This is a genomic window from Saccharopolyspora hattusasensis (assembly GCF_050972075.1).
GTDB lineage: Bacteria > Actinomycetota > Actinomycetes > Mycobacteriales > Pseudonocardiaceae > Saccharopolyspora > Saccharopolyspora hattusasensis.
In genome coordinates, this window is the sequence record NZ_JBPCDC010000001.1 from 2526375 (window position 1) to 2552288 (window position 25914).

Sequence of the window (25914 nt, forward strand, 5' to 3'; positions counted from 1 at the left end):
GCCATCCGGATGCATGGCAGTTTCCTGAAGGTTCTTCGCAGTCAGCAAACAGGAAGAACGACCCGCTCACGGCCGCATGTCGCTGACCACCCGCCATCCGCCGCTCATGGTTCCGCAATTTCAATGGAAATCGAAGGTCCAATTTCCATTGAAATTGCGGTCAACAAGGCCGGATGACCGCCCGCCAGCCGCCCGTCAGCCGGCCTGGAGGAGTTGGAACGGGGCCTGCTCCTTGGACAGCGGGATCTGGTAGCGCTGGGTGAGGAACGCGCCGATGTTGTGGAACAGCGGCGCCGCCGAAGACCCTTCGGGGCTGCCGTACGCGGGCTGGTCCAGCATCAGCCCCACCACGAAGCGCGGGTTGTCCGCGGGCACTATCCCGGCGAAGGTGATCCAGTACTTCGACTGGCTGTAGCAGCGGCAGTCCGGGTCGATCTGCTGCGCCGTTCCCGTCTTGCCGGAGATCTGGTAGCCCGGCAGCGCCGCATCCGGACCGGTGCCGCGGTTGGGCTGCGGAGCCTTCTGCACGACCGCGCGCAGCATGTCCTTCACGGTGTGCGCCGTCTCCGGGCTGACCACCTGCACCCCCTCCGGGCGCGGGCGCTCCACGCGCGTGCCGTCCGGCCGGACCTCCGCGGCGATGATGCGCGGTGGAACCCGCACCCCGTCGTTGGCGATCGCCTGGTACATGCCCGCCATCTGCAGCACCGTCATCGAAAGGCCTTGGCCGATCGGCAGATTCGCGAACGTCGACCCGGACCAGGACTCGCGTGGCGGCAGGCTGCCCGCACTCTCCCCCGGCAGCCCGCTGCCGGTCCGCTGGCCCAACCCGAACTTCCGGGCCAGGTCGTAGAACCGCTGCTCGCCGAGCTGTTGCGCGACCATCAGGGTGCCGACGTTGGAGGACTTGCCCAGCACGCCGGTGAAGGTCATCGGGACCGGGCCGTGGTCCCAGGCGTCCCCGACGGTCCGGTCGGCGACCTTGATGGAGCCCGGGACCTGCAGCACGGTGTCCGGTTTGACGATGCCGTTCTCGATCGCCCCGGCCGCGGTGATCACCTTGTTCACCGAGCCCGGCTCGTAGGGCGTGGTCACTGCCGGGTTGGCGCCGGGGTTCTCCCCCCACGAACCCGCGCGTGGATCGAAGGTCTTGTCGTTGGCCAGCGCGTAGATCTCGCCGGTCTTGGCGTCCAGCACCACCGCGCTCGCGCTCCGGGCCCTGGCCTGGCGGGCGTAGTCGGCGAGTTCGCGCTGCAGCGTGAACTGCAGGTCCGAGTCGATCGTCAACTCCACGTCGGAGCCCGGGATCGCCGCTTTCAACTCCCGCTCGGTGCCGGGGATTACGAGGTTCGACCCCATCGCGGTGTCGGCGACCTTCGCCCCGTCGGTGCCGGCCAGCAGCGGATCCAACGAGGCCTCCAGGCCCATCTGACCCTTCAGCTTCTGCTCGTCCGGCCGCCAGTTCGCCGCACCGATGATGTTCGAGCCCAGGTCGCCGGCCGGGTACTCGCGGGTCCCCCGGTAATCGGCCCCGATGTGCGGGTATTTCTCGGTGATCAGCCGCGCCTGGCTCGGATCGATCGGCGGGCCGAAGTAGATGAACTGAACGTCTTTGAAGAGCGCGTTGAGCACTTCCTGCTCGGAGATCTTCCCCTGAGTGACCTGCGGGATGTAGCGGGCGACCTCCTTCTTGTACTGCTCCGCCGTGGGTTTCGAGGCATCCTTGGCGTGCTCGTCGTCGAAGGTCTTGGTCAGTAGCCTCGGGTTGGCGAAGAGCTGCCGCGCTTCACCGCTGAACGCCAGCACGTTCCCGCTGCGGTCCACGAAGGACCCGCGCTCGGCCTGGATGACCTGGCTGGCCGCCCGCTGCCGCTGCGCCTTCTCGGACAGCGCACTGGCCTCGAACCCCTGCACCTGGATCAGCTTGCCCGCGGTCAGCACGAGCGCGATCACCAGCAGCAACCGGCCGACGAGCAGCCGCCGGTTGCTACCGGCCACATTGGTCCGCGCGGTGCGCCTCCTGATGCCGCTGGTCGCCCCACGGGCCATCAGCGGCCCGCCAATGCGGCCGCGTCCGGCTGCTGGCCCGCCAATGCGGCCGCGTCCGGCTGCTGGCCCGCCAATGCGGCCGCGTCCGGCTGCTGGCCCGCCAATGCGGCCGCGTCCGGCTGCTGGCCCGCCGGCGGCTGCTGCGGGGCCTGGTTCTCCGCCGGAGGCTGCCCCGCCGGGGGTTGCTGATCCTGCGCGGGCGGGGCGGCCGGTTGGTCCGCCGAAGGCTGCGCAGCGGTGACCTTCCTGGGCTCGCCGACGACGATCACCGAGCCGTCCGGCTGCTGGACGAGGCGCGCCGGAGACGGTGCCGGCCGCAAGCCGGCTTCCTCGGCGCGACGCTGGATTTCCGGCGTCGAGCTCATCGAGCTGACCTCGCGCAGCAACCGCTCCTTGCTCTCGCCCAGCGCGTTGAGGCTTTCCTCGCCCTGCTGCAGCTGGTAGCTGCCGCTGACCGCCGCGATGGACAGCCACAACGTCGCCGCCAAGCCGGTGGCCAGCACCGACATCACGACGACCACCAGCGGCAACCGCTGGAGCGAAACCCGCTCGTGCAGCTGCTTCGCCTTCGGCTTCGGCTTCGCCGCCGGACGCCGTTCCTCCACGCCTTGCCGCACCTGGCGCGGCCGCCTGGCGGCGGGCTCCCGCGCCGACCGCTCCCGCCGCTCCTCGCGGCGCGCGTACGCGCGCTCAGCCGCAGCCGACCGCGTCCGCGGCTTCTCGGTCTTCTGCCCGGACTTCTGGGCAGACTTCTGCCCGGTTTTCTGCGCAGGCTTCTGGCTGCTCTTCTGCGCAGACTTCTGGGTGGCCTGACCCGTCCGCGAAGCGGCTTTGCCGACGCGTGTAGGTGCAGTCATCTCGCCTCCCTCGCCTTGCAGCTCATGCGTTCCCCCGACCGATCCGCTCCGCAGCCCGCAGCCGCACCGACGCGGCCCGGGGGTTGGCCTCGATCTCCTGCTCACCGGCGAGCTCGGCGCCCCTGGTGAGCAATCGGAATTCCGGTCCGTGTCCCGGCAGTTCCACCGGCAGGTCGACCGGGGTCCGCGACTTCGCCCGCTCGGTGAAGGCCCGCTTGACCATCCGGTCCTCCAGCGAGTGGTAGGACATCACGACGATCCGGCCGCCGGCGGCCAGCGAATCCAGTGCCGCCGGAAGCGCGCGGTCCAGCACGTCGAGCTCTGCGTTGACCTCGATGCGCAGCGCCTGGAACGTGCGCTTGGCCGGGTGTCCGCCGGTGCGCCGGCTCGCCGCCGGCACCGTGTCGTAGAGCAGCTGGACCAGCCTGGCGCTGTTGGCGAAGGGCTCCTTCTGGCGTTCCCGGACGACCGCGGCGGCGATCTTGCCCGCGAACTTCTCCTCGCCATAGGTGCGCAACACCCGCGCCAGCTCGTCCGCGCTGTAGGTGTTGAGCACGTCCGCGGCGGTGCGCGGCGCCCCCGGGTCCATCCGCATGTCCAGCGGCGCGTCGTGCGCGTAGGCGAAGCCGCGGCCGGTCTCGTCCAGCTGCAGCGAGGACACCCCGAGGTCGAACAGCGCGCCGTCCACTTCGGACATACCTAGGTCGTCGAGCACCTCCGCCCACTGGTCGTACACCGCGTGCACCAGATGGATCCGGGAGGCGTACGGCGCCAGGCGCTCACCGGCCAGCCGCAGGGCGTCTGGGTCCCGGTCCAGGCCGACCAGGGTCAGGCCTGAGTGCGCGGCGAGCATCGCCTCCGAGTGCCCGCCCATGCCGAGCGTGGCGTCGACGACCACCGCGCCCTCGCGGGACAGCGCCGGCGCGAGCAGCTCCAGCGTGCGGTCGAGCAGTACTGGCACATGCTTGTCGCGGGCGGATCCGCCCCGATCATGCCGCTGTTCGGCCACGGCGGTCCCTCCCTCCCGCGTGCCCGTTCTCATTGAACATCGCGATCGAATACCTCGATCGCCACGCGCGGAACCACGCGTGGCGATCATCGGTAAGCCCCCTCGTAGTCCGGATCCCGTCAGGTCCCCGCCCGCCCGTCGCGTCCTGGTGCCGGGGAAGATGCACCAGGCATGCGATAGCCGAGCGGACCGAGGCCTCACGAAACCCGGATCACTTGCCGTCAACTCCCGTCCCGCCGGTCGGCGGAACGCTCAGAACACGCCGGGCAGCACCTCCTCCTGCGCCTTCGCATAGCTCTCCTCGTGTTCGTCGAGGTAGCTCTGCCACCTCTCCGCGTGCCAGATCTCCAGGCGGTTGATCGCGCCGATGACCACGCACTCCTTGGCCAGCCCCGCGTAGCGCCGCAGCTCCGCCGCGATCGAGATCCGGCCCTGCCCGTCGGGCTGCTGCTCGTCGGTGCCGGCGAACAGGTACCGCTGGTAGGCGCGGACCGCCTCGTTGGTGAACGGTGCCTCGGCGACCTTGCGCGCCATCTGCTCGAACTCGTCGCGCGGGAAGACGTAGAGGCAGTGGTCCTGTCCCTTGGTGACCATCAACCCCCCCGCCAATGCCTCCCGGAACTTCGCCGGCAGCGTCAGACGCCCCTTGTCGTCGAGCTTCGGGTGGTGGGTACCGAGAAACATCCCGGTCCACCTCCCCCGCCCAGGCCGCCTGCGTGACGGCCCCGGACCCGCCCCGACGGCGCCCACTCCCTGAACGACGACCGGGCCGGTACTTCCGCTGGACGCGATCATCTGTGGCCATTGGAAGTGGTAGGACCCCGTCTGCCCCACCTTCCCCCACAGTACCCCACTTCACTCCACCGTCAACACGAGTTGCCACGGTTCCCCCGGCAGTATTGGCACCGTTTGCGCTGGTAGCACAGCGTGGCGGCGAGGTGGGGGAACGGCTGGCCCAGCCTTGATCAACCCGTCGGGGTGCGCGGTTATGCTCGTGACCCGCCCGTCCCGGCGCCCGGCGGCCCGTCGCGGTGGGGCGAAGTGGGGAGGCCGTCCGCCGCGTTCGGCCGAGGTTCGATGCGGGTGTCCCACCGGGCATCGCCCGGTTTGGCACACTGCACGTGCACGCCGGACTCGATCAGGCGATCGCTGCCGCTTCGCCGGAGGACGCCGGCGCGGACCACCAGAGCCGCCCACCGGCCGCAGACTTTGGAGGTTTGCATGCGCGACCGCTCCGGCGAGCCGACGCCGCCGCACCGGGTGATCGCGCGCCGCAACGCTCAGGAGGTGGCGTGACGCCGAAAACCCAGCTGTCCGATGCCGCGGCCGACGCCGCGACGCCGAGCATCGACCAACTGCACAGCACCATCCAGCGCATCGCCGCCAACATCGAGCAGGTGCTGGTCGGCAAGCCCGAGGTGGTGCGGGTCGCGCTGGTCACCATGCTCGCCGAGGGCCACCTGCTGGTCGAGGACGTGCCGGGCGTCGGCAAGACCTCGCTGGCCAAGGCGCTGGCCCGGTCCATCGACTGCACGGTCAGCCGAATCCAGTTCACCCCGGACCTGCTGCCCAGCGATATCACCGGCGTGTCCATCTACAACCGGCAGACCGAGTCCTTCGAATTCCGGCCCGGCCCGGTGTTCGCCAACATCGTCGTCGGCGACGAGATCAACCGGGCCTCGCCGAAGACACAGTCGGCGCTGCTGGAGTGCATGGAGGAGAACCAGGTCACCGTCGACGGCGAGACCTACCCGCTCAGCGCCCCGTTCATGGTTATCGCCACCCAGAACCCCATCGAGATGGAGGGCACCTACGCGCTGCCCGAGGCGCAGCGGGACCGCTTCACCACCCGCGTGTCCATCGGCTACCCGGACGCCAAGGCGGAGCTGGCGATGGTGGACGAGCACGCCGGGCACGATCCGCTGCGCGACCTGCGCCCCGTCGCCGACGGCGGCGAGGTGCAGGCCCTGTTGCGGGCCGTGCGCCGGGTGCACCTGTCCACCGAAATCCGGCGCTACGTGATCGGCCTCGTCACCGCGACGCGCCAGCTGCCCGAGCTGCGGCTGGGTGCTTCGCCCCGGTCGACCCTGCAATTGGTCCGCGCCGCCCGGGCGCAGGCCGCGCTGGCCGGACGCGAATTCGTCGTCCCGGACGACGTCCAGGCCATCGCCGTCCCGGTGCTGGCCCACCGGCTGGTGCTGACCAGCGAGGCGCGCGCCGCGCGCCGCTCGGCATCGGACCTGGTATGGCAGCTGCTCAACCGGATCCCGGTGCCGCGCGGCGACAGCGACAGCGAACGCAGGTAGTCGTGCTCTCCGGGCTGACCATCCGCGGGCGCTGCCTGTTGGCAGCGGGCGCGGCCGCCGGCATCTGCGCTCTCGTGCTGGACGAACGGGATCTGCTGCGCGTGTCGGCGTTCGTGCTCGCGCTGCCGCTGCTGGCGCTGCTGCTGTCCAGCCGCATCCGGTTCGGCATCGCCGCCCGCCGGCAAGTGGTGCCGCCGCGGATCCCGGTCGGCTCCGAGGCCACCGTCCAGCTGCACGTCACCGGCAGCGGACGGCTCCCGGTCGACGGTTTGGTGCTGGAGGACAACACCCCGCATGCGCTCGGCGGGCGGCCGCGGTTCCGGCTGGACGCGGTGCCCCGGCACGGCGGCACGCTCCTGGAGTACGCGGTGACGCCGACGCTGCGCGGCATCCACCACATCGGGCCGCTGCGCACCCGGATCGGCGATCCGTTCGGGCTTTCCGAGTTCGAGCGGGAGCTCGCCGACCGCAGCCGCCTGGTGGCCGTGCCGAAGGTCTTCCCGCTCACCGGACTGCCCGCCGGTTCCGGGCTGGGCACCGGCGAGGACGGCACTACGCGCCTGCGTTCCGGGCACGGCGAGGACGACGCGATGGTGCGGCAGTACCGGCATGGCGACGACATCCGGCGCGTGCACTGGAAGTCCACCGCGCGCCGCGACGAGCTGATGGTGCGCGTCGAGGAACGCCCCTGGCACGGCGGCGTCACGGTGCTGCTGGACCGGCGGTCGGCCGCGCACCGGGGCAGCGGCGCGGGCAGCAGCGTCGAGTGGGCGATCTCCGCGGTCGCCAGCATCTGCCTGCACCTGCACCGCAGCGGCCAGCAGGTCCGGCTGGTCACCGAGGACGGGCACGTGCTGGCGGGCGGCGCCGGGCCGTCCGACGGCGGGCACGACGATGATGCGGTGCTCGACTCGCTGGCCGCGGTGCGCAGCTCGCCGCAGCGCGACCTGGTGGCCACCCGCGATCCGGGCGGCGGCCACGAGCTCATCGCGGTCCTCGGCGAAACGACCACCGCGGCGGTCACCGAGCTGACCAAGCTCCGTCCACAAGAGACTCGGAGCCTCGCGCTGCTGCTCGACGTCGGGGCCTGGAACGGGGACAACGGCGGCGGTTTCGACCCGCGGCAGACCGCCCGGCGGCTGCGCGCGGCCGGCTGGACCGTGGTCATCGTGGGCGGCCCCCGGGCCTCGATCGCCGAGGTCTGGCAGCGGCTCTGCCGGGAGACCACGGCACCCGAATCGGAGGTCGTGACGTGACCGCGAACCGGACGACCGCCGCCATCGACACGTCGTTGGTGGCGACCGCGGCCGGTGCGCTGTCCGTGCTGTGCGCGTCGACGGCGTTCGCGGGCGTGCTGGCCGACGGCCGGTGGGTCTTCCCGGCGATGGTCACCGTGGTGGCCGTCGCCGCGGTCGGGACGTTGGGCCGGCGGTTCCGCAGGCCGGTCGCGGCCACCGTGATCATCCAGCTGGTCGGCCTGCTGCTGGTCCTGGCCGCGCAGTTCGCCGAGCGCGCGATCCTCGGGTTGCTGCCGGGCCCGGCGGCGATCGCGGATCTCGGCAAGCTGCTCGGCGACGCCTCCGAACTGGTGCGCACCGGAGTTCCGCCGGTGCCCGCCGAACCGGCCTTGCAGGCCATGGTGTGCCTCGGCCTGGGCCTGGTCGCGCTGGTCGTCGACCTCATCGTGGTGATCTACCGCAGCCCGGCGGTGGCCGGGCTGCTGCTGCTGTGCGTCTTCGCCATCCCCGCGTCGCTGGCCGACGACATGCTGCCGTGGTGGTCCTTCGTCGCCGGTGCGCTGGGCTACGCCATGCTGCTGGCCTCGGGCGGGCAGCATCGCAGGTGGCGCCGGCACGAAGACCGCAGCCAGGTCGCGCAGACTCTGTTCGGCCGCACCACGGGCGCGATCGCCTGCACCGCCGGGGTGATCGCGCTGCTCACCGGCGTGGTGTTCACCGGGGTCGGCACCGAGGGCCGGCTGCCGGGGGCCGTGCCAGCGGAGTTCGGCGGCACCGACGGGATCGGGCTACAACCGTTCACGTCGCTGCGCGGCCAGCTCAACCGCGACCGCGTCGTCGAGCTTTTCCGGGTTCGCGGCCTGCGGGAGGGCACCTACCTGCGGGCGATGACGCTGCGGAAGTTCGACCCGGAACGCGGCTGGGAGCTGGAGGGCCTCACCCAGGGCGTCGACGCCAACGCCAAGCTCGCGCTGCCGGAGGGCACCGGCATCATGCTCGGCGACAGCGAGCGGGTCGAGATCCAGCCAATCGGCTACCGGGACCCGTGGCTGCCGGTGTTCGGCATCCCGCTGTTCGTCTCCGGGATGGGCACCAACTGGCGTTACGACCCGGCCGCCGGGATCGTGTTCACCCAGACCAGCCAGGAAAGCCGCCCCTACGTCGAGCAGTTCCTCGTCCAGCGGCCCACCCCGGACCAGCTGCGCGAAGCCCAGGGCCCGATGCCGATCGCCCCGTCCTACCTGGACACCGCGGGAATCCCGCCCCAGGTGGCCGACCTGGCCAGGCGGTTGACCGCGAACGCGCCCACCGCTTTCGACAAGGCCGTCGCGCTCAACCGGTACTTCATCGATCCGTCAAACGGTTTCCGCTACGACCTGAAGACCGCCCCGGCGACCGGCAACGACGCCCTGTCGGACTTCCTGTTCCGCGGCAAGCGCGGGTTCTGCGAGCAGTACGCCTCGTCAATGGCGGTCCTGCTGCGCGCCGTGGGCATCCCGTCCCGGGTGGCGATCGGCTTCACCCCCGGCTACCGCGACGGCGACGAGCGGGTGGTCACCACCGAGGACGCGCACGCCTGGGTCGAGGCGTACTTCCCGGGCTGGGGCTGGCAGACCTTCGACCCGACGCCGCGCAGTGACGGCCGCACGGCGCTGCCGGAGTTCCTCAACAGCGAGCTGAACCCGTCGCAGCCGCAAGCACAGGCGCCGGGTCAGCCGGTGCCGAGCACGCCGCCCACCGCCGGTTCGCAGCCCGGGTCGGCGCACCCGGACGGCGCCGATGTCGGCGCGGCGCGCACGCCGCGCGAAACGGCGGGCACGAACCCGTGGCCGATCACGATCGGCGTCCTCATGTTCGGCTTGGCGCTGCTGGTGACGCCCGCGCTGGTGCGCGAGGTGCGCAGGCGGCGGCGACTGCGCGCGGTCGCCGAAGGCGCCGAAGGTGCTGCGGGGATCGCGTGGCGAGAGGTGCTGGACGAGTTCCAGGACCGGGGGACCCGACCGGCGGCCACCGACACCGCGCGACGCGTCGCGACAGGCTTCATCGACGATCATGGCCTCGACGAATCCGGTGCCAAGGCGATGCGGGCGCTCGTGGTGGCGGTGGAGCGGGAGTGGTACGCGCCAGCGGGGCAGGAGCCGGCGGCGACGCTCCCGGAGACGCTGCACGGTGTGCTGGACAGCCTGGGCCGCGCAGCGCCACTGGACTGGCGCTCGCGCCTGTTCCCGCGCTCGGTGCTGCAGTTCCGCCACGCCAACCGGTGATGCCAAGGCATTCCGCGATGCTTTTAGTCGCTTGCAGGCTGCTCTGGAGGCGGTTTTGAGCTGCCTTTTTGAGCACCGAAGGCGGCGTCCGACGTTCCGCTACCCGCACCGCCACCCGAAACTAGCCTGGGGAGAGAAGCCAGCGCACAGCGATGATCGCCGCCGGTCTGCCCATTGGCAGCCGACGGCGATCATCAGGTCTCAGCCGTTATTGATCGAAGCGCTTGCGGAAGCGCTCCTCCATTCGCTGGGCGAAGGAACTGCGTCCAGCACTGCGGTTCGCGCCCCTCTTCGGCCGGTCACCACCGCCGTGTGCCAGCCCCGATTCGATGTCGTCCCCGCCACCGCGCAACGCGGACAGGACGATCACTGCTCCGCCGAACATCACGAGGAAGCCGACCACGCTCAACACGGGGATGTCGGCCGGCCTGAGGGCCGGGATCACCGCGCCGATTACCAGCAGGGCCAACCCCAGGACGAAGACGGCTATGCCCTGCAGCCGCCGACGTCTGGATGGGCGATGCAGCCGTCCTCCGCGCACGGTGGAGGCGAACTTGGGGTCCTCGGCATAGAGCGCGCGCTCGATTTGTTCGAGCTGTCGCTGCTCGTGCTCGGAGAGTGGCATGACTCCTCCTCCGGCACAGGTTTCTCAGTGGCGCCGGAGACCGGGTGGGCTGGTTGCCCACGCAGGCTGGGGGACCGGCGAACGCTTGGGGGCGTCACCCACGAGGATACGGTTCCCGAGACGGGACGACTACCCGGTCCCAGCACCGGAACTGTGCGAGGTTGCCGACATCATCCCCTCGGGGCAGTGACCGATCAGCGTTCCGCCCCGCCGCAGGCATCCACCCAGCGGAAAGGGCGTCGCCGAAGGCCCACCTCGACGTTTTTCGCTCCTCGTCTTCGAAGCGGCGCAGCCGGCTTGGAAGCAGTCGTCAGGCGGGCCTGCGGGCGATTGCGTGCAGTCGGGTTGCGATGTCGCGCAGCGGGGAGCGCAGCGCTGCCATTCGCTCCAGTTCGGCCATCGCGTCGGCTGCCCTGGGGTTGTTGTCCAGCACCGATCCAGGCACCAGGTCGCTGAGCACCGCCTGCCCCTGCACCAACTCCACCGAGAGCCCGGCTCCTGCCAGGAGCTGCTGCAGGCCGTCGGTGTCGAACCGCCGCTGCAAAGTGTCCGAGGCCGCGTCGAGCCGGCCGTCCGCGTCCTGGATCAGTTGCAGCGCCTCGGCGACCCGCCCGGCAAGCGCCCATCCGAGGACCGCCGCGTACCGGTTGGCGACCAGCACCGACACGGCGCCGCCCGGTGCGGTGGCCGCCGCCAGCGCCGCAACCGCGGTCTCGACGTCGTCGACGACCTCCAGGAGGCCGTGCGCGAGCACGAGATCGGCGCCGCCTTCCGGGCTGAACGCCGCCAGTGCGTCGGTATCGCCCTGCAATGGGATGATCTGGTCGGCAACCCCGGCGTCGACGGCCCGGCGCTGGAGCATCGCCAGCGCGTTCGGGCTCGGATCGACCACCGTCACCGAGCATCCCGCCGATGCCAGCGGCACAGCCCACACGCCGCTGCCGCCACCGACGTCGAGTACCCGCGGCGGGCGCCCGCCGCGGCGACGCCGAGCGTCGTCGAGTTCGGTTTCCAGCACCTGGTGGACGGCGTCGGATCTCATGGTGAGCAGCGTAATGCGGGGTCGCGGGCGGGTTTCACCGGCGTGCGGAACCCCGGAGGCCGGTGGCCGCTCCGGGGTTCCGCCTTCGAGCAGAGCGAGACGGCGACAGCGGCTCCGGCAAGGGGCCGCCACCCGCGCCGCCAAGCGGATCAAGTTTCAGGCAGCAGTTCTGGGGCGGCCGCCGGTTCCGTAGGCTACGACCGTGCAGACGGTGGCAGTGCTGAGTCTCAAGGGTGGCGTGGGCAAGACGACCGTGGTGCTCGGGCTTGCCTCGGCCGCCATGCGCCGAGGGGTTAGGACGCTGGTCGTCGACCTCGATCCGCAGTGCAACGCGACCGCATGCCTGGAGCCGGACAAGACCACCAAGGGCCTCAGCGACGTCCTGGCTGATCCGCGCCCGGAGGTCCTGCGGGCGGCGGTGGCCGGCAGCTCATGGGGCGAAGAGGTCGACGTCCTGGTGGGCTCCGAGGACGCCGAGAGCCTCAACGGCCAGCACTCCGACGGCGATCACCTGTCCCACCTCACCGACGCACTGTCCGAACTGGACGGTCTGATCGCCGAGGGCGAGCTGCCGTACCAGCTGGTGTTGCTGGACTGCCCACCGTCCCTGGGGCGGCTGACCCGCTCCGCGCTGGTCGCCGCCGACCGCGCGCTGCTGGTCACCGAGCCGACGATCTTCGCGGTCTCCGGCGTGCAGCGGGCGTTCGAGGCCGTGCAGGCCGAGCGCCAGTCGAACAACCCCGATCTGCAGCCCCTCGGCGTCATCGTCAACCGGGTCCGGCCGCGCTCCCACGAGCACCAGTTCCGCATCGACGAGCTGCGGGACATCTTCGGTCCGCTGGTGCTGCCGGTCGCGCTGCCCGATCGGTTGGCCGTGCAGCAAGCACAAGGCGCGTGCATGCCGATCCACCAGTGGGGCACGCCGGGCGCGCGGGAGGTCGCACTGGCGTTCAACCTGGTGCTCGCCCGCACCCTGCGGGCCGGTCGGCAGCGCCGCTTCGAGCCGGACGACGACGAATTCCCGGAGGACACCGAATGAGCACGGCGGCGTACTCCGCGTTCCTCGTCGTGGCGCTGATCGGCATCATGACGCCGGGGCTGGACACGATGCTGATCCTGCGGCATTCGCTGCTCGGCGGGCGCCGCGCCGGGGTCGCGACGTTCCTCGGCATCAACCTCGGCTGCGTGATCTGGGGCACCGCGAGCGTCGCGGGGCTGACCGCGCTGCTCACCGCCTCCCAGATCACCTACGACATCGTGCGGGTGGCGGGCGCGGCCTACCTGCTGTGGCTGGGCGGCTCGGCGATCTGGAAGTCCTTGCCGCGCAACAAGTTTCAGCAGCCCGAAGACGTCCCTGCCGAATCGGTCCGGCTGACCGGTTGGATGGCGCTGCGGGCCGGGATCACAACGAACCTGCTCAATCCCAAGGTGGGCGTGTTCTACATCAGCTTGCTGCCGCAGTTCCTGCCCGCCGGGCCGGCGGCGTTCGTCTGGGGTCCGCTGCTGGTCTCCACGCACGTCTCCATCGGCCTGCTGTGGGGCACCGCGCTGGTGTGGGTCGCCAGCCGGGCCCGCGCGCTGTTCGAGAAGCAGCGGGTGCGCGCCTGGCTGGACCGGCTCACCGCGACGGTGCTGATCGGCCTGGGGCTGAAGCTGGCGGTCGAGGGGCGGTGAGTCGGCCCTGCCCGAAGGCGACACGGTCTTCCTCACCTGCCACCGGTTGCACGAGGCGCTGGCCGGGCAGGTCCTGACCCGCGGCGAGCTGCGGCATCCGCGACTGTCCACCTTGGACCTCGCGGGACGCGGGGTGCGCGAGGTACGGCCCGTCGGCAAACATCTGCTGATCCGCTTCGACGACGGCCACACCCTGCACAACCACCTGCGCATGGACGGCGCCTGGCATATCTACTCCCCCGGCACCCGGTGGCGGCGACCGGCGCACCAGGTCAGGACGGTGCTGAGCACGGCCGAACGGGTCGCGGTCGGGTTCAACCTGCACGACCTGCGCTGGCTGCCGACCGCGGCGGAATCGCGGCTGGTCGGCCGCCTGGGGCCGGACCTGCTCGCCCCGGAGTGGGGCGACGAGCACGCGGCCGAGGCGGTCCGACGGCTGACCGCCGACCCGGAACGGGAACTCGGCCTCGCGTTGCTGGACCAGACCGTCATGGCCGGGGTCGGCAACCTCTACAAGACGGAAGTGTGCTTCCTGCTCGGCCGGTCGCCGTGGACGCCGGTCGCGGAGGTCGACGCGGCCCGAACGGTGCGGCTGTGCCGGGAACTGCTGCTGCGCAACGCCTGGCATCCGGAACAGTCCACCACCAACAGCCTGCGACGCGGCACCCAGCATTGGGTCTACGACCGCCGCACCTGCCTGCGCTGCGGAGGCCCGGTCCGCCGCGGCACCCAGGGCGACGGCGTCGAAGCCCGAGTCGCATACCACTGCCCCAACTGCCAACCCTGATCCGCCCAGCCCGCAGGTGCGGACAATTTCGCGAGAAATCGCACCGACCCCTGATGAAGCGACCCACCACGTTCCGTGATCACCCCGCGCCGTGCCGTGAGGCGGGGTGCAATTTCGCGAGAAATTGACGTTCACCCGGGTGACGGTCAATTTCTCGCGAAATTGCGCCAACCCCGGCTTGCGGGCTGGCGTCAGTGCTCGGCGGCGGCGCTGCGGGCGTCGGCGAGGCTCCGCAGGATCGGGTAGACGAGCACGATGCCGACCGAGCCCCACACCATGCCCGTGACCCGGAGTTCGCCCAACCGCAAGGTCAGGTCGCCTACCCCGGCGATCACCGCGGTGCCCAGCACCACCAGGTTCACCGGATCCGCCAAGTCCACCTTGGCGTCCAGCCAGATCCGCGCCCCGACCAGCGCGATCAGCCCGAACAGCACCAGCGTCGCGCCGCCGAGCACCCCGAGCGGGACCGTGTTGATCAAGGCGCCGAGCTTCGGCGAGAAGGACAGCACGATCGCGGACAGCGCGGCCACCATGCACGCCGCCGTCGAATACACCCTCGTCGCAGCCATGACCCCGATGTTCGCCGCGTTGCTGCTAGGCGCGGAACCACCCGCCGAACCGGCCAACGTGGTGGCCAACCCGCCGCCGATCAACGCGTCCCCGACGTACGGGTCGAGGTTCCGGCCGCTCATCGCGGCGACCGCCTTGAGATGCCCGACATGCTCCGCGACCAGCACGACCACCAGCGGAAGCACGAACGGCATCACCGAGATGTGCACCTGCGGGGCGATCAGCTGGGGAAACCCGACCCAGGGCGCGGCGGCCAGTTCGTCGAGCCGCTCCTGGACCAGGTCTCCGGCCAACGCGGCGTAGATCCACCCGACCAGCACGCCGATCAGCACCGCTGCCCGCCCGGCCATGCCCCGGCTGATGACTGTGAGCAACACGACCGTGCCCAGCGTCAACGCCGCGGGCACCGGCTGCTGCCCGAAGGAGGACACCGACTGCGGCGCGAGGCTCAAGCCGATCATCAGCACGATCGCCCCGGTGACCACCGGCGGCATCGCCGACTCCAGCAGTCGCACACCCAGCGCCTTGACCGCGACGCCGACGGCCATCACCACCAGGCCGACCGACATGATCCCGCCGAGCAGCGCGGCCGGACTCGCGCTGGCCTGGTCCGCGGCCGCGCCCAGCGGCACCACGAAGGCCACCGACGCGCCCAGGTAGCTGGGCACCCGGTTGCGGGTGAGCAGCAGGAACAGCAGCGTGCCAACACCGGACAGCAGCAGCGTGGTCGTCAGGGGGAAGCCGGTGAGCAGCGGCACGAGCGTCGTGGTGCCGAACATCGCCAGGAGGTGCTGCAGACCGAAGCCGATGGTCAGCGGCCAGCTCAGCCGTTCCCCGGATGCCACGACGGCATCGCGCACCAGGCGTCGACCGTTGCCGTGCACGGTCCACAACGCCACATCGTCCTCCCCCGAGCCGCCCGGTCGGGCGAGGCCCCGCCACGGCATGTGATGACTGGAGGAAGATTACTATTTCGCATCACACGATCAAGCCAACTCACCGGTAGGTCGACGATACGTCGACTACCAGCAGTGATATCGGCGCGGCGCGGCGTGTCGCCTCAGGCCGGATCGGACCGGTGCTCCGGATCGGATCCCGGCCCGCCGGCCCCGAACATCTCCCGCAACCCGGCCGCGAGCCCGGCCAACCGATCGGTCGCGTCCTGCATCAGGTACTTCTGCTCCGACGCACCGCTGGCGGCGACCGCCCGGCCCGCGGCGGCGACCAGCGCGCCGTACCCGTCGAGGCCTTCGCCCAGCTCCTCGCGCAGCCGCTGCACATCAGCCCGCAACGCGGACTTCTGCGCCGCTGGCGCGTGCGGGATCGCCGCCTCCACGGCGACCAGCCGCTCCCCGACCCGCCGCAGCTCCGCTGCCGCGCTGGCCGCGGTGCCCCGCGCGTCGGCTGCGGCGCTGCCCGCGCCCTCCGACGTCAGCTGCGCCAACGCGCGGTGCAGGCTCTGCTCCGCATCGCGCAGCCGCTGCATCGGTTCCCGCGCCGCCGACCCCTGCTGGGGCAGCGCCGCGGGCTCCGGCAGCGGCTCGGGCAGCGGCGTCTTCATAAGTCGCCGGTACTTCAGTCCCGCGCTGACCGCGCCCACGCCGCTAGCGACGGCGACCCCGCCGAGGCCGACGGTCGCCACATCCTGGAACAACCACCCCAGTTCGCCCCACATGCCCCAGAACGTCGGGGTGGACGCCGAGACGAACGCCCCAGCGCCGAACACCCCTGTCGAGACCGCGCTGCCCGCGGCGGTCCGCTTGGCTCGCTTGCGCTGCCGGAGCAGCCGAGCCCGCGGATCGCGCCAGGTGGCGAACTTGCGCCGCACCTCGGAGAGGAGTGGACCGCGCAACTGTTCAAGCGCGGCCTCGCCCAACTGCGCCAGCTCCTGCTTGCGGGACTTCACCCCTCGCTCGCTCAGGCTTGGCCGGCTTGCGGGTTCTGCTGCTGCTGTGGGTTGGTCGCCGGCTCAGCGGAAGTGGCCGGACCGCCCGCGATCTGCTGCTGCTGACCGCCGGTCACCTGCTGCTGCCCGCCGCCCATCGAGGCGCGCAGCTGCGCGAGCCGGTTGGCACCGGCGGCGTCGATGGACGCCTGCTGCACCTCGAGCATCCGGCCCTGGACGCTGTTCTGCGCGAGTTCCGCCTCGCCCAGCGCGGTGGTGTAGCGGCGCTCGATCTTGTCCCGGACCTCTTCCAGCGACGGCGTGTTGCCGGGCGCGGCGATCTCGGTCATCTGCCGCATCGACGCGGAGACCTGCTCCTGCATCTTCGCCTGCTCCAGCTGGCTGAGCAGCTTGGTGCGCTCGGCGATCTTCTGCTGCAGGATCTGCGCATTGCGCTCCACCGCCTGCTTCGCCTGCTCGGCGGCGCCCAGCGACTGGTCGTGCAGGGTCTTGAGATCCTCGACACCCTGCTCGGCGGTGACCAGCTGGCCGGCCAGCTGGGTGGCGGTCTCCTCGTACCTCTGGGCGGTGGCCTCGTCGCCGTTGGCGCGCGCCTGGTCCGCCATCACAAGCGCCTGCTTGGCCGAGGCCTGCAGCTTCTCGACCTCGCCGAGCTGGCGGTTGAGCTTCATCTCCAGCTGCCGCTGGTTACCGATCACGGAAGCGGCCTGCTGGGAGAGGCTCTGGTGCTGCCGCTGCGCTTCCTCGATGGCCTGCTGGATCTGCACCTTCGGATCGGCGTGCTCGTCGACCTTCGACGAGAACGACGCCATCAGGTACTTCCAGGCCTTCACGAACGGATTGGCCATCTCCTCCGCCTGCCTTCTCCTGTGCTTGGCTGCCCCATGCCGACACATCCACACCGGGCGTGCCCGCTGGTTCCATCGTGTCAGGTAGTCGTGTCGGCTTCCACCAAACACGGTAGATCCCCGGGATTTACCCGGAGCCACGACCCAAGATCGAACCAGAACGCCGCGGCCCGCCGACCACCGACCCCCGACGTGAATGCCAAAGCGGGCATCCCAAGACCTGGCCGCCGGTCAGTGCACAGGCCGGGAACGCCGTTCGGCGGGAGGAGCGCCGAATGCGACCATCGCACCTGGGGGCCCGCGGGGGCTCGGCTCCCGCGATCAACACTGACGGCGACCCCGGGCTGCGCTTTCTGCAGACACAGTGCTCCCAACCGTCGCCGTCACGCGGCCACCACGACGCCTCCGGGCTTGCGCACCGGCGCGCCGATCCGCTGGCTGAGCATCGGCTGCAGCCGCTCCGCGCAGGCGCGCGGGTCGGCGTCCGCGCCGGCTTCGGCACCGGCCAGCTGCTGCTGGGCCAGTTCCGCGTCGGAGAGCTCGGTACCGATCAGGCTGGGAACCAGGCGGCCACCGTCGACCTCCGCCGACGTGGCCTGCTCGACGCCCGACGGCACCAGCAGCGTCTCGTCGAGGTCGCCGGCCACGGTCACCAGGAGTTCCGGCAGCGGCAGGTCCAGGGCGCCGCAAATCGAGGCGAGCAGCTCGCTGGACGCCTCCTTGCGGCCCCGTTCCACCTCGGAGAGATATCCGAGGCTCACCCGGGCAGCGCGCGAAACGTCCCGCAAGGTCCGAGACTGTGCGGTCCGGGCGCGGCGCAGCCGTTCACCGACCGCCTCCCGCAACAATACGGTCATCGCGCGCCTCCCTTCCTTCGTCGCCTACCGCGTGCACCACGCGTGAACGCCACCTACGTTACTCATCCGAGGGCACGAACGAGAACGATCGCCGGCAAGTCCGCCAAGGGCGAACGTCCCGTGATCGGTCGGCAGGGCCGACCGCGCGCGCTCTTGTACCAGCGCACAGCATCCTGCCGCATCAACGCAAGAGGCCCGCGAAGTGTTCCAGCGACACCCGAACGGCCGCAGCCCGCACGGCGTACCGATCGCCGTCGAGGCGCACCGTGTGCACCGTCGCGCCGCCCGGCCCCGCGAATCCGAGGTGCACGGTGCCCGGTGCCACGCCGTCTTGCGGATCGGGGCCGGCGACCCCGGTGAGCCCGATGCCCCAGTCCGCCCCGCAGCGCTGCCGAGCGCCGTCCGCGAGCATCTCCGCGACCCGCGGGTGCACCGCGCCGTGCGCCGCGAGGAGATCGCGATCGACTCCGGCCAGCTCCGCCTTCAGATCGGTCGCGTAGACGACCAACCCGCCCCGGACGACGTCGCTGGCGCCCGGCACCTCGGTCAGCACCACGGATACCAGCCCAGCGGTTAGCGACTCCGCGGTCGCGACCGTTTCACCGCGCCGCCGCAACGCGGCGAGCAGGGCCGCCACCTGCGACAACGGCAGCCCGATCTGATCGAGGATCACGCCTTGGCCTTGGCGCGGCCGGCGGCGCGCAGCCGCACCGCGCGCACGACGTAGTCGAGTCCGGTCCCGACGGTGGCGACCAGCGCCGCGCCCATCACGATCCAGCGCGGTATGTCGGCCCAGCTGCCGAGCGGCAGCAGGTAGAGGCCGATGGCGAGGGCCTGCAGCAGCGTCTTGACCTTGCCGCCGTGGCTGGCCGGGATCACGCCGTGCCGGATCACCCAGAACCGGAGCAGCGTGACGGCCACCTCGCGGCCGATGATCACCCAGGTGATCCACCAGCCCAGGTCGCCGAGCAGGCTGAGCCCGACCAGCGCGGCGCCGGTCAGCGCCTTGTCCGCGATGGGGTCCGCGACCTTGCCAAAGTCGGTGACCAGGCCGCGCTTGCGGGCCAGGTCGCCGTCGATGCGGTCGGTGATCGAAGCGATGGCGAAGACTCCGGTGGCGATCCACCGCCACAGCGTGTCGTGACCGCCGTCCCAGAACAGCGCGACGAGGAAGACCGGTACCAGCGCCAGCCGGGAAACGGTCAGGATGTTGGCGATGTTGACCAGCGGCACGGGCGGCGGCTCGGTCGGGTTCACCGCTGCGGAATCGGATGCCGCGCCATCGGCCGTCATGGCTGCTCCCCGGACCGGTTCTGTGCGGGCGTGCTGTCGCTCGGGCGCACCACGAGGTCCACGCCAACGCTATCCACCACCCGGCAGTGCAGCACATCGCCCACGTTGACCTCTCCAGGATCAGCGACGAGGCATTCCCCGTCCACCTCCGGTCCCTGGTGGTCGGCACGACCGGCGCACTCCTCGTCGCTGACGCGCTCGACGAGCACCCGCACCTCGGTGCCGATGCGGTCCTCGGCGCGCTGCGCGATCAGCTCGTCCACCAGGTCCGAGAGCTGCGCGACGCGCTCGTCGACGACGTCCGGGTCGATCTTGTCGTCGAACCCGGCGGCCTCGGTGCCGTCCTCGTCGGAGTAGCCGAACACGCCGATGGCGTCCAGCCGCGCGCGGGTGAGGAAGTCCTGCAGTTCGGCGAAGTCGTCCTCGGTCTCGCCGGGGAAGCCGACGATGACGTTGCTGCGGATGCCCGCCTCGGGGGCGAGCTCGCGGATCTGCTCGATGAGCGCCAGGAACGACTCGGTGGAGCCGAAGCGGCGCATCCGGCGCAGCACCGGCTCGCTGGAGTGCTGGAACGACAGGTCAAAGTACCGCGCGACGCCGGGCGTGGTGGCGATGGCCCGCACCAGGCCGGGCCGGGTCTCGGCGGGCTGCAGGTAGGACACCCGCACCCGGTCGATGCCCTCGACGGCGGCCAGCTTCGGCAGCAGCACCTCCAGCGCCCGCGCGTCGGAGAGGTCCTTGCCGTAGGAGGTCGAGTTCTCGCTGACCAGGAACAGCTCCTTGGCCCCGTGCTCGGCCAGCCAGACTGCCTCGCCGAGCACCTCTTCCGGCGGCCGGGACAGGAAGGAGCCGCGGAACGACGGGATGGCGCAGAAGGAGCAGCGCCGGTCGCAGCCGGAGGCCAGCTTCAGCGCGGCGACCGGCGAGTCGTCGAGCCGGCGGCGCGCCACCGCGCGGGCTGCCGGGACCCAGCCGTGCCCGGGCACCGCGACCTCGGCGGCCGCGGCGGGGCGGGCGACCGGGCTGATCGGCAGCATCTTGCGCCGGTCCTGCGGCTGGTGCGGCTGGATGGCCTGCCCGGCGAGGACGTCGTCGAGCCGGTCGGCGAGGTTGGCGTAGTGGTCGAAGCCGAGCACCGCGTCGGCCTCCGGCAGGTGTTCGGCGAGCTCGGCGCCGTAGCGCTCGGCCATGCAGCCCACCGCGACGACCTTCGCGCCGGTGTCGGCGGCGGCGAGCAGCGTGTCGACGGAGTCCTTCTTCGCGGATTCGACGAAGCCGCAGGTGTTGACCACCACGACGTCGGCCTGGTCGGCCTCCACGAGGTCCCAGCCGCGGCCGTGCAGGTTGCCGGCGAGCTCTTCGGAATCGACCTCATTGCGGGCGCAACCGAGCGTGACCATGGCGACTCGGCGGTGATTTTGCTCGGTTGACATGCGACGAGCGTAACGTCCCCGTCGTCACGCCCTGCGCACGAGCCCACCAGCCGAAAACCGTTCACGAAACGTGTCAAAACGTTCCGTGAGCAGATGACTTGCGCCACCTGCGTTGACCATCAGGAAGACTGGTGGCCTTCACGCTTCCTCGACCACTGCCAGCACGAACGCTGGTCTGACACGGTCTCCACGTGCGTTTGGCCTTGCGGCCGGTTCCCACGCAACTCGCGGTACCTGACGTGTTTCACCTGCCGCCGCAGGAAAACCGCTGACCGGGCTTGGCTTTCGCTCGGTCAGCAGGCAACACACTACACCACGCTCTGTCACACATTGACACAGGATCCGGAACTGTCAGTAACCCCCGCCGTGGCCGAGATTACGGCCGGCCGGTGACCAACTGAGCCGATCGCTGGTTAGGCTTGCCTAAGGTAAGAGCTCGCGCCGGTGCGACCGACCCGAGCGCGCGACGCCCGCGCGATCAAGGCGTTGATCGACCACGACGCGGGAAAAGTGTTGCTGGGCAAGGAACTCGTCACGCTCTACGAGGACATCCAGGAGTTATGGGTCGCCGAGCAGGCAGGCCGGGCCGCGGCGCGCTGCACGCGCCCCGGGAAGACCTCGCCGAGATCCGCGCCGTCGCGGTCGACCCGATCGCCAAGGGCCGCGCATCGGGCACGCGCTCGTGGCGCGCCTGATCGCCGCCGCCGGCGAACTGGGGCTGTCGCGGATCTTCGTGCTGACCGTCGATCGACATGGCGTGACGCACACCGCGAATGCGCATGCTGCGGCCGGATCGCGGCGTTACGATGCTTGCATGAATGACTATGCATCCTCGGCGATAATAATTCGACGGGCTCGGATCGCCGACGCGCGGACGATCAAATCCCTGGTCGACACCTATGCCGGAGAGGTGCTGCTGGCCAAGGAACTCGTCACGCTCTACGAGGACATCCAGGAGTTCTGGGTCGCCGAGCTGACCGATCCCGACCAACCCGGCCGCGTGGTCGGCTGCGGCGCGCTGCACGTGCTCTGGGAAGACCTCGCCGAGATCCGCACCGTCGCCGTGGACCCGGTGGTGAAGGGCCGGGGCATCGGCCACCGCCTGGTGCACCAGCTGGTCGGCCTGGCGCGCGAGCTGGGCCTGTCCCGGGTGTTCGTGCTCACCTTCGAGACCGAGTTCTTCGGCCGCCACGGCTTCCGCACCATCAACGGCGCCCCGGTCAGCCCGGAGGTCTTCGAGGAGATGCGCCGCTCGGTCGACGCCGGCGTAGCCGAGTTCCTCGACCTGGCCAACATCAAGCCCAACACCCTCGGCAACACCCGAATGCTCCTCGACCTGAACAGTTAGCACCCGTCTGGTCGAATCCCCCGCCACCGTTCTCGTGTTGGACGTTCAACCGCCCCGCAGGTATCACCAGCACCGGCTATAACACGGGATAATGATCCTTCGGCTTCGAGGAGACCAGCCCGTGGAACGTTCCGCTGCTTACCGCGGCTTCATCGCCGGCGCCGCCGCGGCCGGCGCCCTGTTGCTCACCGCCGGGACCGCGCACGCCGACCTCAGCCAGACCCAGCTGCGGAAGGTGACCGACGATTACCTCTTCGAGACCTCCCTCGACTCGTTCACCGCGGCCCGCGCCGAGCAGCCATACGCGGGCCAGCTCGACTGGTCCACCGACGGCTGTTCGATGTCGCCGGACAAACCACTGGGCTACAAGTTCCGCACCAGCTGCGAACGGCACGACTTCGGTTATCGCAACTACAAGAAGCAGGACCGGTTCAGCGAGGACAACCGCAAGAAGATCGACGACAAGTTCAAGTCCGACATGTATTCGGTCTGCGGCACCGACATGGTCTGCAAGGGCACCGCGAACATCTACTACTACGCGGTGCGGGAGTTCGGCGGGACGAGCGGCTCCACCGCCGATGCCGTCGACCAGGCGCAGGTCAAGCCCGTGCTCTCCGGCAACGGGTTGCTTCTGGAGTTCCGCGCGGTCAACTCGGAAGGCCTGCTCGTGCGGCTCGGCACGACCGGCTGAGCACCGGTCCGACCACGGTCTGCGAAGGGCGCGTCCGAGCGGGCGCGCCCTTCGTCGTTCGGCCGGGTTTTTCGTCGCTGTGGAAAGGTAATATGCCCTTCGCGCCCCGGCGCACGGCGAGAAGGGAACACGCATGGTCAAGCGGCAATTTCCGCGCTGGTCCGAACTCCGTCCGCTGCTGCGGGTCAAGCCCCCGCAGGTCAACCCCACCGAGCGACGCCTGTCCGCCGCGCACTCGATCGCCGACCTGCGGGCCATCGCACGCCGCCGGACGCCGCGCGCCGTGTTCGATTACACCGACGGCGCCGCCGAGGCCGAGATCAGCCTGCGCCGCGCCCGGCAGTCCTTCCGCGACGTCGAGTTCCGCCCCTCCGTGCTGCAGGATGTGTCCAAGGTGGACACCAGCACGACGGTTTTCGGCAAGCGGTCCGAGCTGCCGTTCTCCTTCGCCCCAACCGGTTTCACCCGGATGATGAACCACGAGGGCGAACCGGCGGTGGCCCGCGTCGCGAAACGCGCGGGCATCCCCTACGCGCTGTCCACAATGGGCACCACGTCCATCGAGGACGTGGCCGCCGCCGCGCCGAACTCCCGGAAGTGGTTCCAGCTCTACCTCTGGCGCGACCGCGCGGCCAGCCGCGAGCTGGTGCAGCGAGCCCAGGACTCCGGCTACGAGGCAATGCTGCTCACCGTCGACACACCGGTCGGCGGCGCGCGCCTGCGCGACAACCGCAACGGCCTGACGATCCCCCCGGAACTGACGTTCAAGACCATCGCCGACGGCGCGATGCACCCGGCGTGGTGGTTCAACCTGCTCACCACCGAGCCGCTGTCGTTCGCCTCCTTCAAGCACTGGTCGGGCACCGCGGAGGACCTGGTCAACGCCATGTTCGACCCGTCGCTGAACTACGCCGACCTGGAGTGGCTGCGGGAGCTGTGGCAGGGGCCGCTGATCGTCAAGGGCATCCAGAACGCCGACGACGCCCGGCGCGTGATCGACCTGGGCGCCGACGGCGTGGTGCTGTCCAACCACGGCGGTCGGCAGCTCGACCGGGCCCCGACGATGCTGGAGCTGCTGCCGTCGGTCCGCGAGGCCATCGGCGACCGGGCCGAGGTGCTGCTGGACACCGGGATCGTCAGCGGCGCGGACATCGTCGCGGCGATCGCGCTGGGCGCGGATTCGTGCCTGATCGGCCGCGCCTACCTGTACGGGCTGATGGCCGGGGGCGAGCGGGGCGTCCAGAAGGCGGTGGACATCCTCCGCGCCGAGATCGTCCGGACCCTCCAACTGCTGGGCGTCCACTCCATCGGCGACCTCAACACCACCCACGCCACGCTCCGCCGCTGACTCCCCCGCAATTTCCATTGAAATCGAAGGTCCGATTTCCATTGAAATCAAAGGTCCTGAGGTTTCGCAGTTTTGGTGGTGACACGATCGGTTGATCTTGGTGTCGGGTGGGGGTGGCGGGGCCGGAGATAGCGGAAGCATCGGCGTGCTACTAACCGCCCGCTGATGGGGAGATTCGCCGATGCTTCCTGCTGGAACCGTACTCGCGTCCTTACTGTCTGTGCTGGAGGGGGTGCGGTTGGTGTTCACCGCGCCGACGTTCATCACGTTCACGCAGCTGGTGACGGGGCTTTTGGCGGCCACGGGCCCGCGGACGGTGACCGGGATGTGGGGCGCGGCGGGGCTGGCGGGGGTGTCGCATCACGCGCGGGCGCACCGGTTTTTCTCCGATGCCCGCTGGAGTCCGGACGCCCTGGGGCTGGCGCTGGCCCGGCTGGTGGTGGCCCGTCTCGTCGATGACGGCCGGCCGTTGCGGGTCGGCATCGACGACACACTGTTCCACCGCTACGGTTCCAAGACCCACGGGGTGTTCTGGCAGCACGACGGCTCGGCCAAAGGCCGTGACGGTATCGGCCGCGGTAACTGTTTCGTGGTCGCCGGGCTGATCGTGACACTGCCGTTCATGGCACGCCAGGTGTGCCTGCCGGTGCTGTTTCGCTTGTACATCCCCAAGAACAAGTCCGGGATCTCCAAACCCGATCTCGCGCGGGAACTGGTAGGGCTTGTGGCGGCAGCGTTTCCCGGACGCCAGATCGACGTCGTCGTCGATGCCGCCTACCGTGGCCCGGCCTGGCGCACCCCGTTCCCGGCCAAGGTCACCTTCACCACCCGCCTGGCCTCCAACGCCGTGCTGTACGGCCCGCGCCCGCCGCGCACCCGCCGGCGCGGGCGCCCCCGGCTCAAAGGCGACCGGCTGGGTACCCCCGCGGACCTGGCCGCTACCGCCACCTGGCGGCGCACCCGGGTGCGCCGCTACGGCAGTACCGACACCGTGCTGATCGCGGTGATCCCGTGTCTGTGGTGGGGATCGCTGTACACCACCCCGGTGGTCGTGGTGCTGGTCAAAACCCCCGACTCCACCAAGCCCTACGACATCGCTGTGGTCTCCACCGACACCACCGCCACCGGCGAAGCCCTCATCGCCCGCTACGCCGACCGCTGGTCGATCGAGCAAACGATCAAGGACTGTAAAACCCTCCTCGGCACCGGTGAGACCGCCAACCGGGTACCCGCCGCCGTGCAGCGCAGCGTGCCCTTCACCATGCTGGGCCTGACCATCCTTATCCTCTGGTACGCCCAGCACGGCAACGCCGTGACCGACCTGGCCATCGCCCACGCCGGCCGACCCTGGTACCGCCGCAAGACCCACATCAGCATCGACGACATGCTCATCGCCTTCCGCCGAGCCCGAATAACAACGATCAGCGCAGGTCACAACACACCTGATCAAAACCCGACCAGTCCCCCGACCAGCACCCCCACCGCCGCATAACCGCGAAACCTCAGAAGGTCCAATTTCAATGGAAATTGCGGACCGTCGGCGTGTCGCACCACGACACGCCGACGGCTGTGGACAACTTGCGCAAGTTCAATGGAAATCAGACATCTGATTTCCATTGAACTTGCGTCCGACCCCCTCGATCGGGCGGGTCGCGTAGAACACTCGCACGGTCCGCCGATGTACTTCTCGAAGTCCGTGGTGATGTGGATGACCGGCTTCCCGTCCGACGTCGGCAGCACGATCGGGCTGAAGTTGCGGCAGACGCTGC

The 25914-nt window shown here is 70.3% G+C and carries 23 protein-coding genes and 1 pseudogene; 11 read left to right on the forward strand and 13 right to left on the reverse strand.

Annotated elements, in window-relative coordinates:
* Nucleotides 1–195: 195 nt before the first annotated feature.
* The 4 genes from ACRXBZ_RS11140 to mraZ all read right to left on the reverse strand — a co-directional run bounded on the left by ACRXBZ_RS11140 (nucleotide 196) and on the right by mraZ (nucleotide 4599).
* On the reverse strand, nucleotides 196–2049 hold the full coding sequence (locus tag ACRXBZ_RS11140) for a peptidoglycan D,D-transpeptidase FtsI family protein (protein ID WP_433879053.1): 1854 nt from the start codon (nucleotides 2047–2049) through the stop codon (nucleotides 196–198).
* Entirely contained in the window at nucleotides 2049–2906 is an 858-nt protein-coding gene (gene ftsL / locus ACRXBZ_RS11145) for a cell division protein FtsL (protein ID WP_433879054.1), read from the reverse strand. Before ftsL ends, ACRXBZ_RS11140 begins: the two co-directional genes overlap by 1 nt.
* A gap of 22 nt (nucleotides 2907–2928) precedes the next feature.
* Nucleotides 2929–3948: a 16S rRNA (cytosine(1402)-N(4))-methyltransferase RsmH gene (rsmH, locus tag ACRXBZ_RS11150; protein WP_433879055.1), complete on the reverse strand. Its 1020-nt coding sequence runs from the start codon at nucleotides 3946–3948 to the stop codon at nucleotides 2929–2931.
* A 219-nt stretch (nucleotides 3949–4167) separates the two neighbouring features.
* Nucleotides 4168–4599, reverse strand: a complete 432-nt coding sequence (mraZ, locus tag ACRXBZ_RS11155; protein WP_168584823.1) for a division/cell wall cluster transcriptional repressor MraZ — start codon at nucleotides 4597–4599, stop codon at nucleotides 4168–4170.
* Nucleotides 4600–5207: 608 nt separating this feature from the next.
* Between mraZ and ACRXBZ_RS11160 the strand changes: the two genes are divergently transcribed.
* Genes ACRXBZ_RS11160 through ACRXBZ_RS11170 form a run of 3 tightly spaced genes read left to right on the forward strand, consistent with a single transcriptional unit; the run spans nucleotide 5208 to nucleotide 9723 of the window.
* A complete protein-coding gene (locus ACRXBZ_RS11160) occupies nucleotides 5208–6221 on the forward strand; it encodes an AAA family ATPase (protein ID WP_433879056.1) in 1014 nt (337 codons plus the stop codon).
* Nucleotides 6222–6223: 2 nt separating this feature from the next.
* Nucleotides 6224–7477 carry a DUF58 domain-containing protein gene (locus tag ACRXBZ_RS11165; protein WP_433883847.1) on the forward strand — a complete coding sequence of 418 codons (1254 nt, stop codon included), beginning with the start codon at nucleotides 6224–6226 and terminating at the stop codon, nucleotides 7475–7477.
* Nucleotides 7474–9723: a transglutaminase TgpA family protein gene (locus ACRXBZ_RS11170; protein ID WP_433879057.1), complete on the forward strand. Its 2250-nt coding sequence runs from the start codon at nucleotides 7474–7476 to the stop codon at nucleotides 9721–9723. Before ACRXBZ_RS11165 ends, ACRXBZ_RS11170 begins: the two co-directional genes overlap by 4 nt.
* A gap of 208 nt (nucleotides 9724–9931) precedes the next feature.
* Here ACRXBZ_RS11170 and ACRXBZ_RS11175 read toward each other — a convergent pair whose 3' ends face one another.
* Nucleotides 9932–10348 carry an SCO2097 family morphological protein gene (locus tag ACRXBZ_RS11175; RefSeq protein WP_168584827.1) on the reverse strand — a complete coding sequence of 139 codons (417 nt, stop codon included), beginning with the start codon at nucleotides 10346–10348 and terminating at the stop codon, nucleotides 9932–9934.
* A gap of 310 nt (nucleotides 10349–10658) precedes the next feature.
* Complete coding sequence (locus ACRXBZ_RS11180) at nucleotides 10659–11390, reverse strand: class I SAM-dependent methyltransferase (RefSeq protein WP_433879058.1); 732 nt, start codon at nucleotides 11388–11390, stop codon at nucleotides 10659–10661.
* Nucleotides 11391–11592: 202 nt separating this feature from the next.
* Between ACRXBZ_RS11180 and ACRXBZ_RS11185 the strand changes: the two genes are divergently transcribed.
* From ACRXBZ_RS11185 to ACRXBZ_RS11195, 3 genes are read left to right on the forward strand one after another with little or no spacing between them, the layout of a single operon-like run.
* A complete protein-coding gene (locus ACRXBZ_RS11185) occupies nucleotides 11593–12429 on the forward strand; it encodes a ParA family protein (protein WP_433879059.1) in 837 nt (278 codons plus the stop codon).
* On the forward strand, nucleotides 12426–13064 hold the full coding sequence (locus ACRXBZ_RS11190) for a LysE family translocator (RefSeq protein ID WP_433879060.1): 639 nt from the start codon (nucleotides 12426–12428) through the stop codon (nucleotides 13062–13064). Before ACRXBZ_RS11185 ends, ACRXBZ_RS11190 begins: the two co-directional genes overlap by 4 nt.
* A gap of 7 nt (nucleotides 13065–13071) precedes the next feature.
* On the forward strand, nucleotides 13072–13851 hold the full coding sequence (locus ACRXBZ_RS11195; RefSeq protein ID WP_433883848.1) for a DNA-formamidopyrimidine glycosylase family protein: 780 nt from the start codon (nucleotides 13072–13074) through the stop codon (nucleotides 13849–13851).
* Between the two features lie 191 nt (nucleotides 13852–14042).
* Here ACRXBZ_RS11195 and ACRXBZ_RS11200 read toward each other — a convergent pair whose 3' ends face one another.
* The 7 genes from ACRXBZ_RS11200 to rimO all read right to left on the reverse strand — a co-directional run bounded on the left by ACRXBZ_RS11200 (nucleotide 14043) and on the right by rimO (nucleotide 20758).
* The gene (locus ACRXBZ_RS11200) at nucleotides 14043–15320 is read right to left on the reverse strand and encodes a uracil-xanthine permease family protein (protein ID WP_433879061.1); all 1278 of its coding nucleotides are present in this window, start codon (nucleotides 15318–15320) and stop codon (nucleotides 14043–14045) included.
* 161 nt (nucleotides 15321–15481) lie between these two features.
* Entirely contained in the window at nucleotides 15482–16327 is an 846-nt protein-coding gene (pspM, locus tag ACRXBZ_RS11205; RefSeq protein ID WP_433879062.1) for a phage shock envelope stress response protein PspM, read from the reverse strand.
* 11 nt (nucleotides 16328–16338) lie between these two features.
* Nucleotides 16339–17175, reverse strand: a complete 837-nt coding sequence (locus ACRXBZ_RS11210) for a PspA/IM30 family protein (protein ID WP_433879063.1) — start codon at nucleotides 17173–17175, stop codon at nucleotides 16339–16341.
* Between the two features lie 383 nt (nucleotides 17176–17558).
* Nucleotides 17559–18032, reverse strand: a complete 474-nt coding sequence (locus ACRXBZ_RS11215) for a helix-turn-helix domain-containing protein (protein ID WP_433879064.1) — start codon at nucleotides 18030–18032, stop codon at nucleotides 17559–17561.
* A gap of 181 nt (nucleotides 18033–18213) precedes the next feature.
* Complete coding sequence (locus tag ACRXBZ_RS11220; protein WP_433879065.1) at nucleotides 18214–18705, reverse strand: CinA family protein; 492 nt, start codon at nucleotides 18703–18705, stop codon at nucleotides 18214–18216.
* The gene (pgsA, locus tag ACRXBZ_RS11225) at nucleotides 18702–19325 is read right to left on the reverse strand and encodes a CDP-diacylglycerol--glycerol-3-phosphate 3-phosphatidyltransferase (RefSeq protein ID WP_433879066.1); all 624 of its coding nucleotides are present in this window, start codon (nucleotides 19323–19325) and stop codon (nucleotides 18702–18704) included. The genes ACRXBZ_RS11220 and pgsA overlap by 4 nt, the downstream gene beginning before the upstream one ends.
* Nucleotides 19322–20758 carry a 30S ribosomal protein S12 methylthiotransferase RimO gene (gene rimO / locus ACRXBZ_RS11230; protein ID WP_433879067.1) on the reverse strand — a complete coding sequence of 479 codons (1437 nt, stop codon included), beginning with the start codon at nucleotides 20756–20758 and terminating at the stop codon, nucleotides 19322–19324. The genes pgsA and rimO overlap by 4 nt, the downstream gene beginning before the upstream one ends.
* A gap of 444 nt (nucleotides 20759–21202) precedes the next feature.
* On the opposite strand from rimO, the pseudogene ACRXBZ_RS11235 reads away from it, so the two are divergent.
* The 5 genes and pseudogenes from ACRXBZ_RS11235 to ACRXBZ_RS11255 form a co-directional block, all read left to right on the forward strand.
* Nucleotides 21203–21515 (forward strand): annotated as a pseudogene (locus ACRXBZ_RS11235) (GNAT family N-acetyltransferase); the annotation flags it as partial.
* Nucleotides 21516–21572: 57 nt separating this feature from the next.
* Nucleotides 21573–22106: an amino-acid N-acetyltransferase gene (locus tag ACRXBZ_RS11240; RefSeq protein ID WP_433883849.1), complete on the forward strand. Its 534-nt coding sequence runs from the start codon at nucleotides 21573–21575 to the stop codon at nucleotides 22104–22106.
* Nucleotides 22107–22227: 121 nt separating this feature from the next.
* The gene (locus tag ACRXBZ_RS11245; RefSeq protein WP_433879068.1) at nucleotides 22228–22797 is read left to right on the forward strand and encodes a phospholipase; all 570 of its coding nucleotides are present in this window, start codon (nucleotides 22228–22230) and stop codon (nucleotides 22795–22797) included.
* Between the two features lie 133 nt (nucleotides 22798–22930).
* Entirely contained in the window at nucleotides 22931–24145 is a 1215-nt protein-coding gene (locus ACRXBZ_RS11250; protein WP_433879069.1) for an alpha-hydroxy acid oxidase, read from the forward strand.
* Nucleotides 24146–24326: 181 nt separating this feature from the next.
* Entirely contained in the window at nucleotides 24327–25637 is a 1311-nt protein-coding gene (locus ACRXBZ_RS11255; RefSeq protein ID WP_433879070.1) for an IS701 family transposase, read from the forward strand.
* Nucleotides 25638–25914: the final 277 nt, after the last annotated feature.